This window comes from Streptomyces sp. NPDC034099 (assembly GCF_055575415.1).
This window is the reverse complement of sequence record NZ_JBVISR010000001.1, coordinates 887,834-900,599: the sequence shown is the minus strand read 5'-3', so window position 1 is coordinate 900,599 and position 12,766 is coordinate 887,834. Positions and strand designations below refer to the sequence as shown.

Here is a 12,766-nt window from a genome sequence, read left to right as displayed (position 1 = left end):
GCGACGTTGGCCCCAGCCAGGAGCGTTTCGCGATGTGCTCGCCGAATGGTGCGAACTAGCTCGGTGATGCTTTGGCCGACGGCGGCGTCGGTCTGAACAGACTCTTCCACAGCCGCAGGTCTTCGGCGGACAGGTCCTCCAAGTGATAGTCGTCCCAATTCACTTCTCGTCCCTCGGCGTCGACGATCGTTTCCTGGGAGTGAATGCCATAGAAGGAAACGGCGGTGCCGGGAGTGAGAACGTCGATGCGGTAGCAGCCGCAATCGTTCCTCGTGACCAGGGGAGGCATGGCGTCATGAGAGTGGCCGGCTGCGAAGGCCTCAGCGGCCTCACGGAGTGCAGGTGTCAGAGAGTCCCACGGCACGATGTCGGGCCGGTCCGCGAGATAGCGCATGGGGTACGCACGCCAATGGGAGGAGAGACGGCACCAGGAACCGTCCGCGAAAACGACTTTGAAGTCATCACCACCCTTGAAATCCTGCCGGTAGACTCTTTGAATCTCGGAACGCGTGAGCTCCCACAGAAGTTCATCTTCGACGGGAAGCTCGTGACACCTGCGCTCGTTGAACGGAAGTCCCACGATGACCACGCGGCGATCCGTGACGATCAAATGGGTGCGGTAGCGTTTCTGGTCCGAGCGGGCCGGGTCCAGTTGCCAGGGCAGCGTGCGAGCGATGGTGCCGGGTGCGGCCCACAAGACAGGGAAGTCCTCAAGTTCGTCAGCACGGTCCGCGGCGGCGCGAGGCGCCGATGAGCGTCTGACTCCGCTCCCGGAGGGGAGGGCGGCCACTATGAGCGCTCCTATGGCCAGCCCCGAGATCCTCAGTGCTGCCAACACCGCCCCAACGCCAGTCGACCGTGCGTTGTGCACTGGCCCTGCGGGCCAACCGTCCAGCTCCCCCTGTATGTCGTTGCGCTCTTCGTCGCGAAACCATCGCCTGCCTCTGACCCGCATGGCAGCACCTGTGGCGAAGGTGACGGGGACCCGGGCGAGGAGTGTCTCGCCCGGTTCGGTCTTCCAGATTCCCATGTGAGCCACTCCTGGGTTCGTTGAACGTGCGGGACGGGTGCGGATGAAGATTGCGTCAGGAGCAGTGCCGTCGGCCTCGGCCGCGGCGCTGGCGCTGGAACTTCTGGGCGAGCTGGACACGCTCGCCGATTCGGCCCGGAAGGGCGCCGGTCAATGTGCCGCCCCGGGGAGCCGGAGCGACCGTGCGAAGTCGTCCAGTGCCTCCATCACAGCGGTGATCACTTCCGGATCGTCGTGGTGCCCGCGGAGGCAGACGTCGGGGACGCCGGGCGGAGTGTGCCAGTGGTACGTCACCGAGGTCATCAGGATGGTGCTGTCCGCCGAGTACGAGTGGGTGACCCGAATGCCGTCCTCGCCGAGATACGGGGACGCGAACGGAATGCTGCCGGTTCGTTGCTGCCCCTCGGACATGTCCGGGTACTGCACCGTGAACGCGGTGAATCCTTCGCAGGAGGCCATGTCACGGGCCTCGCAGTGGATGCGGGTGGCGTGCATCACCAGGGGCATGTAAGTGAGTGGAACGGGGTGATAGATGAACGCCTCATCGACCTTGAGCTTGTCCCGGAGCATGACGATCGTCTGCTGGTAGTAGCTCCTGTGGAACCGACGGATTTTGCGGGTCAGTTCGGTCCCGTGGATGGCGGCCAGGCCGGTCAGGTGTAGGTCCAGCCATTCCCTGAAGGCCTTATTGTCGATCTGGAGGTGAAGATATCCCCAGAGGACCGGGTCGGCGTCCGTATCAATATGGAGCGGGGCACCGAGGTCGGTGCTCCATAGAGTGCCTTCGGGCACCATCGGTCTTTTGGAGAGGTCTGTTTCCTTCATCAGCGGTTGACCGCCTGGATCTCCTGGACCGTGACCGCCTGGGCGTTCTCGAAGGTGCCGTCGGGCAGGTCGCCGCCCGCGCCGCCGGTGCCGGTCCAGGCGATCTCCCAGGTGATGGTGGCCTGGAGGTCGAAGGTGCCGTCTCCCGACGAGCGGAGGTACTTGATGCCGCAGGGCGGCGTCCGGTCGGCCTTGCCCTTGGAGTAGGGCTCGCCGATGGAACCGTCGTCGTTGATCGTGCACTCGCCGGACGCCGGATACGTCTCGGCGTCCGGGGTGCCCGGCTCCAGCTTGAGCGAGACCGGCTTCGCGGTGGTCGTGGCCGTGAGGGCGAAGCCGGGGACGTTGATGGCCGCCGTGGCCTGGACCTCGTGGAAGTCGGCCTTGTCGAGCCAGGCCCAGGTCGGCAGGTTCACCTTCGTGGTCCCGGCGGGGGCGAGGGTGACCTCGGTGCCGGGCAGCTCCATGTGCTGGTACGCGAGGGCGGCGAGTATCTCCGGGGTGATGGCCTCTTCGTACTGGGGCGGCGGGGCCTCGCCGTTGTCGACCCAGAAGGGGAGGTCCGTGCAGGAGTTGCGCTTCAGGTAGTCGGGCTCGTCGGGATTCTCGACGCCGGCCCAGAACATCCCCTCGCCGTCCTTGGCGACGTTGTAGTCCTTGTAACCGGGGGTGTCCGTCCAGCCGTACTCGTCCTCGTAATGACGCTTCGTCTCCCCGATCGCCGCGGCGGGGGTCCCCGTCATCCCCGGTGCGCTCGCGGCCTCCTCTATCTCCGCGGACATCTTCTTCTTGAAGTCCTTGGCGCCGAGGTAGGGGGCGTACCAGCAGGGTGGGGGTGTCCAGTTGACGTCGGCGGACGTCACGTTTCCAGTGCCGCCGTTCGGGGCGACTGATCCGGAGTACGTGATGCGTGCGGCTGCGTAGATGCCGGTTTTGTCGCCGCCGCCTTCCTGCTCCGTGCTGCCGCCCTTACCGGTGTCCACTGGTTCCGCGGCGGCGTTCGGGGCAGCGAGGAAGATCATGCCGGTCGTTGCGGCCAGAACAGCGGCGCTGCTGCCGAAGAAGCTCCGCCGTGGTCTGCTCACTGGCACTTCTTGGCCTCCGTCTCGACGAACACCTTGGACGCCTGCCACAGGTTCTCACCGGTGGGGTACTTGGTCATGACGATCTTGTAGTAGTCGAAGTCCTTGAGGCTGGGCTCGGACTTCAGCACCTTCCCTGTTTTGACCTCCTTTCCGTAGAACTTCCCGGTGTCCGCACAGAATGCGACCTCAACGGAGTTGCCGTTCGGCGCGGACCGTGTGGTGGCGTCGTAGTGACGGCGAGTTCCGGTGCCGGTCCAGCCGCCCTTGATCCACTCGTTGATCTGCGTCTCGGCATAGTGGACGCCGTCGCCGGTGGCGTAGGCGGCCAAGGCGGCGTCCTTGGTCGTGCGCTTGTCGACGCCCCGGTAGATGGCGCGGAGATAGTTCGCCGCATCCTCCATCGCGGCCGCTTCGTTCTCATTCTTCGGCTTGTCCCAGTCGAAGACGAGGTTCATGTCCTTCGGGAGGGACAGGTCCACGCCGTCCGGCTTGTCCTCCGCCGGTGCCGTCGAGGGCTTCGCCGACTCCTTCGGAGTCTCCGTTCCCTGGTCGGCCCCCGCGATCTTGTCGTTGTCGCTGGACTTGTCGTCCCCGCCCCCGCAGGCCGTCAGCAGCAGAGCGGCTGAGGCGGCGAGCGCGGCAGCAACGGGCAAAGAGCGGCGCTTCACAGTGGACTCCCCGTGAGACAGAAGTGCGGTCAAGGCTACTGACGGTATCTGCGTGCTTCCCGGTTTCGCCAGAGTGAACTGCTTCGGGAATCGCTACGGTGCTCTGGACACGCCAGGGGCTAGTGAGGGGCGAGGAGTCACGTGCCGGATGTCATATCCCGGAACAGGGCGGCCGGATCCGATGTGGTGCGGTGGCTGGCGTTCAGCCTGCTGTGCGCCGGAGGTTCGCTGGGGTTGGCCTGGCTGGGGCCCGTCGTGCCGTTTCCGTCCGTAATACGTGGAGTGGGCGGCCTGTTCGCCGTTTTGATCCTTCCCCTGGCGTCGCTCCTGGTCCCGGTGCTCTTGCTGCGCCGCGTGCCGCGCAAGAAGCGCAAGGTGGCGTGGCAGTTGATCGTGCCGCTGATCGCCGGAGTGGCCCTGGGGATTTTCGGTACGGCCGCCGGGGACACGGCCGCCCTCGCGGACCGGGGTGTGTCGGCCGACGCGGTGGTCGTCAGTGCGGACTACAGCAGTACTAATCACTGCGAACTGCGCACCGTCGACGGACGGGACATCTCGCCCTCGCTCTCGCAGAGCGACGGCTGCCTGGACTCGACGACGAAAGGCGACGAGCTGCGTGTGCGGTACGACCCCGAAGGCGTCGCGAGTCCCGATGACGGGCGCACCAGCTCCAACGGAGTGCTCCTCGCGACGCTCTTCGGGGCGGCCGTCGTGATGGGCACGTGGGGTGGCGTGCGGCAGAGCAAGTGGGATCGGGCGTATGGAGATGCGTGAGCGGGGGAGCGGCCAGGAGCAGGCTCGCGGTCATCGGTTCCGTGTGCGAGACGGGGCCGCGATCGCACTGTTCGTCGTCGTCGCGGGCGTCGTCGTGTTCTACGGCTTCGGCGGTGCGCGCTGGGCCGCCCGTGAGGGTGCGCCTGCGCTGTACGGGCTTCCCGGAGGTGCCTGGAGCGTCGGGGGCGTTCTGGGGCTGGTCACTCTGCTCGGCTGGAGTGGCGCTCTGTCGGAGAGGTTCGCGAGTCGTGGCGCGGGCGACTCCGGGACGGCGTCCGGGATGCTGCGGGGAGTGGTCCGCGGTGTGTGCTGCTTCGCCGCTGTCGCACCGGTCTTCTTTCTGATCAGCGGGCTGCAGGGCAAGAACTGCCGGTCCTACGAGCCGGACTGCTCGTACGTCCCCGGCACCGGTCCCGCGCTGCTCGTGTACGTCGGTTGCGTGGCCGTCGTGGGATGGCTCACCTACCGCCGGCGCCGAGCCGTCCTCGAAGAGCGCCGCGCGCGGGAGCGTGAACGCCTGCGGAAGCTGCGCAAGAAGGGGAAGGGGAAGAGCCGTGCCGTCCGGCGTCCCTAGGCGGCGGCACGCCCGGCCGGCCCGCGCTCACACGAATGCCCGCTTCGGAATCTCCACGGTCCGGAAACTCACCCACCGCCCCAGCCACTCCCACCGCACCGCGCACACGAACAGCAGGAACGGCGCCGGAACCCCGACCACCGCGACCGCCCACCCCGGCAGCACCCAGCCCAACTGGGACACGCACAGGCAGCAGACGAGGAGGGCCGCACCCGTGCGGGCGAAGGCGAGCGCCGTCGAGGTCGTCGTACGGCGTGGGGCGGGTGCCGGTTGCAGGCGGGCCGCGACGGAGCAGCCCAGGGCCGCACCCGCGTGCAGTCCCCACAGGACGCCGCCCGGCAGAACGAGGGCGGGCGCGCCCGCGGCCGGGAAGTGGAAGCCGAGTCCGCAGGCCAGGCCCGCGACGGCACCGGCCAGGACGCTCGTGAGGACGACGACGCCCGCCGCATGAGCCCGCACCTGCTCGCCCAGGGTCTCCCCAGGCCGCACCGTACGGAAGACCGCCCCCGAGACCACCGCGTACACCGGCGTGCCGATCACCAGCACGATCGCCGCTCCGAAAACGCCGCCGCTCTTGCCGGGACCGTCGGTCGAGGGGAACAGCCCCTCCGCCTGCCAGGCCACCGGGGCCAGGAGCAGGACGAGGAGCCAGTAACCGGCCAGCAGGGCCCAGCCCGCGCTGATCCGCGCCCCGCGCCTTCGCGCCACCGGTGTCTGCAGCAGCCCGGCCAGGGGCAGCGCGATCAGGGCCCAGGCGAAGAGGAAGGCCTCGCCGGTCCGGTCCCGTTCCTCGGCCTTCGCCCTGACCCACTCGACCAGCTCCGGCCGGGACACCGCCAACAGCACCGTCAGGGCAAGGGCGATCAGGCCCGCGGTGACGCCCGCCGCCGCCCGCGATCGGATGTCCCTCACGAACTCGTCCCGGCCACCAGCTTCCCGTTCTGCGCCTTCATCACCGTCGGTGAAAGCCTCGCGTCGCTCGGCCTGCCGTTGGCGACGGCCATGCCGTCGGCCGAGAAGTAGACGGCGAGTACGTCGCCGCTGCGGACGACCTCGCCGTGCAGGACGTGCCGGACGCCGCGGAAGGTCATCGTGGACGTGAAGCCGAGCGACTCGTCACCGGCCGGGGTGACCTTCTCCGCCGTGACGGAGTCGTACGGGCTCTCGTTGCCGTTCGCCTTCGCGGTGAAGCCGTCCCCGCACGCGTCCACGGCCCTCCGCGCGTCGGCGAAGGAGGACCGCGCCTTCCCCGGGGCGTAGGACGCCAGCGTGACGTACGTGAAGGTGACGCCCTTCGTCAGCTTCGTCGGCGCGTCCGTCGGTCCCGAGGCCAGCCGGGTCAGGTCGGCCTCGGGGGTGCCGAGGGGCAGTTGGTTCATGGCGTACGCGAGGGGTGCGCAGACGGGCTTGTCGACCGTCACCTCGTCCGTCGACTTGGCGAAGGCGTACTCGTCGTCCGGCTCGTCCACCTTGAAACCGTCGGTGTCGGCCTCCGTGACGATCGTCGCGGCCAGGTGCTCGGCGGGGGACGGGGCCTTCGACGAGGACGACGACGTGCTCGCCTTCGCTTTGTCGGTCGCCGGGTCCGCGTCCGAGCCGCCGCCGCATGCGGTGAGTGCGGTGAGGGACAGCAGGGACAGGGCGGCGAGGGCTGCTGATGTGGGGCGGTTCACGGGTACTCCGTTGTTTCGAGGGTGGGTGACAGGTGGTGGGGAGAGGGGTCAGCCGCCGTCGACCAGTTCGCGCAGCTGCGGAGAGAGTTCCGGTACGCGTGCGCCCGCTGCCTGCGCCGCCTCCAGCGCCTTGACGTACTTCAGCGCCTCCTCGCGCAACTCCTCCTCCAGCAGACCCAGCCAGGCCGCCGGCCGGCGTTGTTCCGCCTCCAGGGCCTTGCGGCGCTCCGCCAGCAGTTCCGTCACGGCCGCGTCGTCGGTGTAGTCGACGCCGTACCGGGCGCTGATGTCCCGCGCGGCATCCCGTACCCGGGCGTCGGACCGCAACGCCGCCCCGCTCACCGGAAGCAGACTCATCTGTTCCCCCGTTCTCTCTCCGTACGCGCCCCGTCACTGATCCGAGCGAAGATCATGGCACGGGCCGTCGGACTCCTCGTGAGTGATTCGTGCAGGACCCATGGGCGCTCCGTGACGAAAGGCACGCGGACGGTGTCCGGGACTGGCCGTGCTGAATTAGCGCGAGCACAGTGGGAGGGGTCGCTCGGCGGGCCGTGCTCAACGGGGTTGCAATGGCGCGAAGTTGCAGATGAGTAACGGTGGACGGGGCGGGTGGGCCGCGGGTGGGCATGCCTTGAGGGGCTTATGTGCGGCTGATACGGTGCGATGGCTTGACACTCGCCTTACTGCTGGTTATTCGCCCAGGTCGGGCGGGTGCGTCAGGGGATGCCCCGGGACGCCAGCGGTCGGGCGGACACGGGTGAAGTGTCCGAAATTGCAGATGATTCTGCGCACTTGGGCGATCGGCGTCCGAGTGGGTACGTGGCAGACAATTTTCTTGGTTGTACGGGGAGCGGTTGCGTGAAGATCCAGGAGCGTACGGGGGCGGGCGCGGGACGTTCCGCGGCTCCGGCTCAGCCGTCGGTCGGTGACCGGCTTCCCAGCCCCCCTCGCGAGCGCAAACCGGCGCTGGCCGCACTGGCGGTGCTGCTGATCCTGGTGGGCGCGCTGGGCGCGACGATGCTGGTGCTGCGGGCCGGGGACCGGGTGGAGGCCATCCAGTTGACGGCCGACATCAAGGCCGGTGAGTCCATCACCGACGACAACACCAAGTCCGTCATGGTGAACGACGACTCCGGTGCCAACTTCGTCGCCTGGTCCCAGCGCGAAAGCCTGAAGAAGCTCCAGGCCAAGTCCACCCTCTACAAGGGCACGGTCGTCGTCGGGGAGATGTTCGCCGACAAGTCCGGCATGGAGGAGGGCAAGGCCACGGTCGGCGTCTCCCTCAAGGAGGGCCAGTACCCGAAGGGCCTGGACTCGGGCGACAACGTCGCCGTCTACCGCGTCGGCAACAAGACCTCCGGCGGCAGCGGTCAGGACGGGGCGTCCGGTTCCGCCGGTGGCGCCGACAGCTCGCTGCTGGTCGAGCGGGCAGTGGTCGAGGACGCCAACGCGTCCTCCGGCGACAGCCTCGCCAGCACCAACCTGCCCGTCACGCTGACCGTCGACCTCGACGACGTCCCGGCGCTGACACAGGCCGCGTCCGCCGGCGAGGTCGCCGTCGTCCTGATCCCCGGCAACTAGAAGGCGACGAAGAAGCCATGGCCCTCATCGCCCTCGCCGCCGACAAGGGTTCCCCCGGTGTCACCACCGCGGCCGTCGCCCTCGCGGCGGTCTGGCCGCGCCGTGTCCTGCTCGCCGAGACCGACCCGGCGGGCGGCGACCTGGTGTACCGGTCGGCGGCCGCGCACGGCGGTCCGCTGAACCCGAACACCGGCATGCTGTCGATCGCCGCCACCGCGCGCCGCGGCCTCGTGCCCGACCAGCTCTGGGACCACGTACAGCCGCTCAGCGGCGGCCTCGAAGTCCTCGTCGGCCTCGGCATCTCCGAGCAGGCCGCCGGACTCGCCGGGCTGTGGCCCACCCTCGGCCGGGCCTTCGCCTCCCTCGCCGACTCCCCGAACGCGCCCGCCGACGTCATCGCCGACTGCGGCCGGGTCAGCGGGGACTCCCCGGCCACGGAACTCTTCCCGCACGCCGCCCTGGTGCTGCTGATCTCCCGCACCGAGCCGGAGGCCATCGCCCGGGTACGGGACCGCGCCGCCGCCCTGTCCAACAAGCTGCACGGCGGAGCGCGCGGCGCCGCGAGCCTCGGCATGCCGCTGATCGGCGTCGTCCTCGTCGCCGACACCAACAGCGCCGGCAAGCTCTCCAGCCAGGTCAACGACATGCTGGTGCACGCCCAGACCGGTGCCCGCGTGGTCGGCACGATCGCCGACGACCCCGCCGGGGCCGACCAGTTGGCCGGTCGCAGGCGCGGCCGGCTGGAGAAGTCGCTGCTCATCCGCTCGGCCCGCAAGGTCACCTCGGACCTGTACCAGCAGTTCGGCGCCGCCTGGTCGATGCCCACGGGTCCGGCCGGTCACGCCGGTCCCGGTGCCGCGGGCCATGCCGGTCCGGCCGGCATGTCCGGCCACGCGGGGGCCGGCCGATGACCGCTGTCGACCACTCGTTGGTCAAGCGGTTCCGGCAGGACGCCGGCGACCGCATCGCCGAGCAGCGCCGTCAGGACCAGGTCGCCGGCGTCACGCCGATGTCCACCGAGGACGAACGGCACTACGCGCGCGCCGTCATCGCGCAGATACTCGAGGAGTACGCCCGCGCCGAGATCAACGCCGGGCGTACGCCGCTGGACGCGGAGACGGAGGAGGCGTACGCGGCGGCCGTGCACGCCGCGCTCTTCGGCGTCGGGCGGTTGCAGCCGCTGCTCGACGACCCCGAGGTCGAGAACATCGACATCAACGGCTGCGACCACGTCTTCGTCGGCTACTCCGACGGGCGCGAGGTGCGCGGCGAGCCGGTCGCCGAGACCGACGAGGAGCTCATCGAGCTGATCCAGATCCTCGGCGCCTACTCGGGCCTCTCCTCCCGCCCCTTCGACTCCGCCAACCCGCAGCTGGACCTCAGGCTGCCCGACGGTTCGCGACTGTCGGCGGTCATGGACGTCGCCCGGCGCCCGGCGCTCTCCATCCGCCGCGCCCGCCTGGGCAAGGTCTTCATCTCCGACCTGGTCGGCAACGGCACCCTTACCCCCGAGCTGGGCCACTTCCTGGCCTGCGCGGTCCGGGCCCGCAAGAACATCATGATCGCCGGCGCCACCAACGCCGGAAAGACGACGCTGCTGCGCGCCCTCGCCAACGAGATCCCGCCGCACGAGCGGCTGATCACGGTGGAGCGCGCGCTGGAGCTGGGCCTCGACACCTTCCCCGAACTCCACCCCAACGTCGTGGCGTTCGAGGAGCGGCTGCCCAACTCCGAGGGGCAGGGCGCCATCGGCATGGCGGAACTGGTCCGCCGTTCGCTGCGTATGAACCCCTCCCGCGTCATCGTCGGTGAGGTGCTCGGCGACGAGATCGTCACCATGCTCAACGCGATGTCGCAGGGCAACGACGGCTCGCTCTCCACGATCCACGCCAACAGCTCGCACGAGGTCTTCAACCGCATCTCCACGTACGCCCTCCAGGCGACCGAGCGGCTGCCGATCGAGGCCAGCCAGATGCTGGTGGCGGGCGCCGTCAACTTCGTCGTCTTCGTCCAGCGGCGCAACGACTTCCAGAGCGGCGGCCGCCTCCAGCGCACGGTCACCTCGGTCCGCGAGGTCAACGGCGTCGACGGCCGCGTGCTGTCCAGCGAGGTGTTCGCCGAAGCGCCCGACGGCCAGGTCGTACCGCACGCCCCCATCGCCTGCCTGGAGGATCTCATCGCCTACGGCTACCGGCCCAACGGAACGTGGGGGTGACGGGGAGGATGCGGATGACCACACTCGCGGCGCCGGGCTCGCTCGGCTCCATGGGCGGACTGTTCTCGACCACCGTCCTGTACGCGCTCGGCTGCGGTGTCGCCGTCGGCGGCGGCCTCGCCCTCTTCCTGGTCGCGGTGCGCGGACTGCCCGCCAGGCCCGAGCACGAGAAGCGGCAGGCCAGCGAGCGCGTCAACGAGCTGATCCGCTGGGCGGGCCGGCGCGGCTCCGCCGCGGCCCTCGTCGGCCTCGCCGTCCTGCTCCTGACCCGCTGGGCGGTGCTCGGCATCGCGGCCGGTGTCCTCGTCTTCTTCTGGGACCGCCTCTTCGGCGGTGCCTCCGAGGAACGCGCGGCCATGAAGCGGGTCGAGGCCCTCGCCTCCTGGACGGAGTCGCTGCGCGACACCATCGCGGGCGCGGTCGGCCTGGAGCAGGCCATCCCCGCCTCGGCACGCGCCGCCGCCCCGGTCCTGCGGCCCCACCTGGACGCCCTGGTCGACCGGCTGCGCTCGCGCACCCCGCTGCCCGACGCGCTCCAGCACCTCGCCGACGAGATCGACGACGCGTCCGCCGACATCATCGTCGCGGCGCTGATCCTCAACGCACGGCTGCGCGGCCCGGGTCTGCGGCAGGTCCTCGGCGCGCTCGCCAAGTCGGCGCGCGAGGAGGTCGACATGCGCCAGCGCGTGATGGCGCAGCGCGCCTCGACCCGCCGGTCCGTGCAGATCGTGGTGGCGGTGTCGGTCCTCTTCGTCCTCGGCCTGTCCATCTTCAACCGGGACTTCGTCGAGCCGTACGGCTCACCCGTCGGCCAGCTCGTCCTGGCCTGCGTGTGCGGGCTGTTCGCGCTGGGCTTCTGGTGGCTGCGCAAGCTGTCGACCATCGAGACGCCGGAACGCTTCCTGGTCCGCGACGGCTCCGACGTCCAGTTCGTACGTCCCCGCACGCCGGGCCAGCCGGGCCACCCCGGTCAGCCGGGGCAGCCCGTGCAGCGCCTGCCGCAACCGGCGCAGCCGTCGCCGGCGTCTGGGGACGAGGGGGTACGACGATGAATCTGACCATGCCGGTCCTGGTCGGCGCCGTCATCGGCCTGGGCATCTACGCCCTGGTCCGCGCCCTGATGCCGAGCCGACGCAGCCCGATCCAGCAGGTCGCCCGGATCGACGCCATGCGGGCGCGCGGAGCGGCGTACGAGTCGTCACGCGCGGCGAAGGACACCAGCCGCCTCGGTTCGCTGCGGGCCCAGGTCGGCGCCCGGGTCGCCGAGCTGTACCTCCAGCAGGGCTGGGAGCAGCGCTCGCTGCGCGCGGACCTGGCGGTCCTCGACCGCAGCTGGGAGAAGTTCCTGGCCACGAAGGCGCTGCTGGCCGCGGGCGGGCTGTTCTTCGGCCCGTTCCTGTTCGCCATCGTGTGGCAGCTGGGCTTCGGCGACAGCCCGATCATCCCGGTCTGGATGGCCCTGCTCTGCGCCGCGCTCTTCTTCTTCCTCCCCGACCTGGAGGTCCGCAGGGACGCCGCCGAGAAGCGCCGGGACCTGCGGCGCGTCATCGGCGCCTACCTGGACCTGGTCTCCATGAGCCTGGCCGGCGGCCGCGGTCTGCCGGAGGCGCTGATGGCGGCGGCCGAGGTGTCGGACGGCTGGGCCACCCACCGCATCCGCAACGCGCTGGCCGACGCGCGCATCACGGGCATCAGCCAGTGGCAGGCGCTGGGCCAGCTCGGCGAGGACCTGGGCGTCGAGGAACTCAAGGACCTCTCCGCGTCCCTCGCCCTGGTGGCGGACGACGGCGCCAAGGTCCGCGAGTCCCTCGCCTCCCGCGCCGAGACCATGCGGCACCGCGAACTCTCCGAGATCGAGGGCAGCGCGGGTGAGAAGTCCCAGTCGATGCTCGTGGCCCAGCTCCTGCTGTGCGCCGGGTTCCTGGTGTTCCTGATCTATCCGGCGGCGATGAGGGTGTTCCAGGTGTGACGCAGCTTTCCCCGCCCCCGCCCCCGCCCCGGACCCGATCCAGCAGCTCCGAGCCGCTTCGCTCCCAGAACTGATACGAGAGGACAGAACCCACCATGAACGGACGGAACTTCCGCACCGGCACCACGGGCATCGTGCCCGTCGACTTCCTGATCACCTTCCTGCGGGCCCGCGTGGACCGCGCCCGCTCCGGCGAACTGGACCGCGGCGCCTCCGCGGTCGAGTGGGTCATCATCTCCGCGGTCGTCGTCGCGATCGTCGGCGTGGTGGCCGCCATCATCAACGCCGCGCTCAGCGACGGCGCCAACAAGGTCGGCGACTGCATCAAGGGCGCGGACGCGGGCAAGACCTGCTGACGGCCGTACGCGGCTG

At 69.8% G+C, this 12,766-nt stretch carries 15 protein-coding genes; 8 read left to right on the top strand and 7 right to left on the bottom strand.

Annotation, left to right across the window (positions count from 1 at the left end; translation table 11 throughout):
- Positions 1 to 55: 55 nt before the first annotated feature.
- The 4 genes from ACZ56V_RS04260 to ACZ56V_RS04245 all read right to left on the bottom strand — a co-directional run bounded on the left by ACZ56V_RS04260 (position 56) and on the right by ACZ56V_RS04245 (position 3,608).
- Entirely contained in the window at positions 56 to 697 is a 642-nt protein-coding gene (locus tag ACZ56V_RS04260; RefSeq protein WP_468939021.1) for a hypothetical protein, read from the bottom strand.
- Positions 698 to 1,180: 483 nt separating this feature from the next.
- Positions 1,181 to 1,855, bottom strand: a complete 675-nt coding sequence (locus tag ACZ56V_RS04255; RefSeq protein ID WP_468939018.1) for a hypothetical protein — start codon at positions 1,853 to 1,855, stop codon at positions 1,181 to 1,183.
- The gene (locus ACZ56V_RS04250; protein WP_468939367.1) at positions 1,855 to 2,877 is read right to left on the bottom strand and encodes a hypothetical protein; all 1,023 of its coding nucleotides are present in this window, start codon (positions 2,875 to 2,877) and stop codon (positions 1,855 to 1,857) included. The genes ACZ56V_RS04255 and ACZ56V_RS04250 overlap by 1 nt, the downstream gene beginning before the upstream one ends.
- 59 nt (positions 2,878 to 2,936) lie before the next feature.
- Positions 2,937 to 3,608, bottom strand: a complete 672-nt coding sequence (locus ACZ56V_RS04245; RefSeq protein WP_398912173.1) for a hypothetical protein — start codon at positions 3,606 to 3,608, stop codon at positions 2,937 to 2,939.
- Positions 3,609 to 3,749: 141 nt separating this feature from the next.
- Between ACZ56V_RS04245 and ACZ56V_RS04240 the strand changes: the two genes are divergently transcribed.
- Complete coding sequence (locus ACZ56V_RS04240) at positions 3,750 to 4,382, top strand: hypothetical protein (RefSeq protein WP_468939015.1); 633 nt, start codon at positions 3,750 to 3,752, stop codon at positions 4,380 to 4,382.
- Between the two features lie 43 nt (positions 4,383 to 4,425).
- Entirely contained in the window at positions 4,426 to 4,956 is a 531-nt protein-coding gene (locus ACZ56V_RS04235) for a hypothetical protein (RefSeq protein ID WP_467382509.1), read from the top strand.
- A gap of 27 nt (positions 4,957 to 4,983) precedes the next feature.
- Here ACZ56V_RS04235 and ACZ56V_RS04230 read toward each other — a convergent pair whose 3' ends face one another.
- The 3 genes from ACZ56V_RS04230 to ACZ56V_RS04220 are packed head-to-tail and all read right to left on the bottom strand — an operon-like array spanning position 4,984 to position 6,986.
- Positions 4,984 to 5,868, bottom strand: a complete 885-nt coding sequence (locus ACZ56V_RS04230) for a hypothetical protein (RefSeq protein ID WP_468939012.1) — start codon at positions 5,866 to 5,868, stop codon at positions 4,984 to 4,986.
- Complete coding sequence (locus ACZ56V_RS04225; protein WP_468939009.1) at positions 5,865 to 6,629, bottom strand: hypothetical protein; 765 nt, start codon at positions 6,627 to 6,629, stop codon at positions 5,865 to 5,867. The genes ACZ56V_RS04230 and ACZ56V_RS04225 overlap by 4 nt, the downstream gene beginning before the upstream one ends.
- 48 nt (positions 6,630 to 6,677) lie before the next feature.
- The gene (locus ACZ56V_RS04220; protein WP_468939008.1) at positions 6,678 to 6,986 is read right to left on the bottom strand and encodes a hypothetical protein; all 309 of its coding nucleotides are present in this window, start codon (positions 6,984 to 6,986) and stop codon (positions 6,678 to 6,680) included.
- 501 nt (positions 6,987 to 7,487) lie between these two features.
- On the opposite strand from ACZ56V_RS04220, the gene ACZ56V_RS04215 reads away from it, so the two are divergent.
- From ACZ56V_RS04215 to ACZ56V_RS04190, 6 genes are all read left to right on the top strand, one after another.
- Positions 7,488 to 8,210: a hypothetical protein gene (locus ACZ56V_RS04215; protein WP_467382502.1), complete on the top strand. Its 723-nt coding sequence runs from the start codon at positions 7,488 to 7,490 to the stop codon at positions 8,208 to 8,210.
- A gap of 17 nt (positions 8,211 to 8,227) precedes the next feature.
- Positions 8,228 to 9,121 carry a hypothetical protein gene (locus tag ACZ56V_RS04210; RefSeq protein WP_398912181.1) on the top strand — a complete coding sequence of 298 codons (894 nt, stop codon included), beginning with the start codon at positions 8,228 to 8,230 and terminating at the stop codon, positions 9,119 to 9,121.
- Positions 9,118 to 10,425 (top strand): CpaF family protein, encoded by a 1,308-nt coding sequence (locus ACZ56V_RS04205; protein WP_398912183.1) that lies wholly within the window; start codon positions 9,118 to 9,120, stop codon positions 10,423 to 10,425. Before ACZ56V_RS04210 ends, ACZ56V_RS04205 begins: the two co-directional genes overlap by 4 nt.
- 50 nt (positions 10,426 to 10,475) lie before the next feature.
- A complete protein-coding gene (locus ACZ56V_RS04200; RefSeq protein ID WP_398912440.1) occupies positions 10,476 to 11,477 on the top strand; it encodes a type II secretion system F family protein in 1,002 nt (333 codons plus the stop codon).
- Positions 11,474 to 12,394, top strand: coding sequence for a type II secretion system F family protein (locus ACZ56V_RS04195; RefSeq protein WP_398912184.1), 921 nt, complete (start codon positions 11,474 to 11,476; stop codon positions 12,392 to 12,394). The genes ACZ56V_RS04200 and ACZ56V_RS04195 overlap by 4 nt, the downstream gene beginning before the upstream one ends.
- A 95-nt stretch (positions 12,395 to 12,489) precedes the next feature.
- Complete coding sequence (locus ACZ56V_RS04190) at positions 12,490 to 12,750, top strand: hypothetical protein (protein WP_031035077.1); 261 nt, start codon at positions 12,490 to 12,492, stop codon at positions 12,748 to 12,750.
- The last annotated feature ends 16 nt before the right edge of the window (positions 12,751 to 12,766 follow it).

Excerpts from the sequence above, each read along its gene's own strand:
- ACZ56V_RS04255 (WP_468939018.1), bottom strand. The coding sequence starts at position 1,855 with ATGAAGGAAACAGACCTCTCCAAAAGACCGATGGTGCCCGAAGGCACT.
- ACZ56V_RS04250 (WP_468939367.1), bottom strand. The coding sequence starts at position 2,877 with ATGATCTTCCTCGCTGCCCCGAACGCCGCCGCGGAACCAGTGGACACC.
- ACZ56V_RS04220 (WP_468939008.1), bottom strand. The coding sequence starts at position 6,986 with ATGAGTCTGCTTCCGGTGAGCGGGGCGGCGTTGCGGTCCGACGCCCGG.
- ACZ56V_RS04210 (WP_398912181.1), top strand. The coding sequence starts at position 8,228 with ATGGCCCTCATCGCCCTCGCCGCCGACAAGGGTTCCCCCGGTGTCACC.
- ACZ56V_RS04205 (WP_398912183.1), top strand. The coding sequence starts at position 9,118 with ATGACCGCTGTCGACCACTCGTTGGTCAAGCGGTTCCGGCAGGACGCC.
- ACZ56V_RS04200 (WP_398912440.1), top strand. The coding sequence starts at position 10,476 with ATGGGCGGACTGTTCTCGACCACCGTCCTGTACGCGCTCGGCTGCGGT.
- ACZ56V_RS04195 (WP_398912184.1), top strand. The coding sequence starts at position 11,474 with ATGAATCTGACCATGCCGGTCCTGGTCGGCGCCGTCATCGGCCTGGGC.
- ACZ56V_RS04190 (WP_031035077.1), top strand. The coding sequence starts at position 12,490 with ATGAACGGACGGAACTTCCGCACCGGCACCACGGGCATCGTGCCCGTC.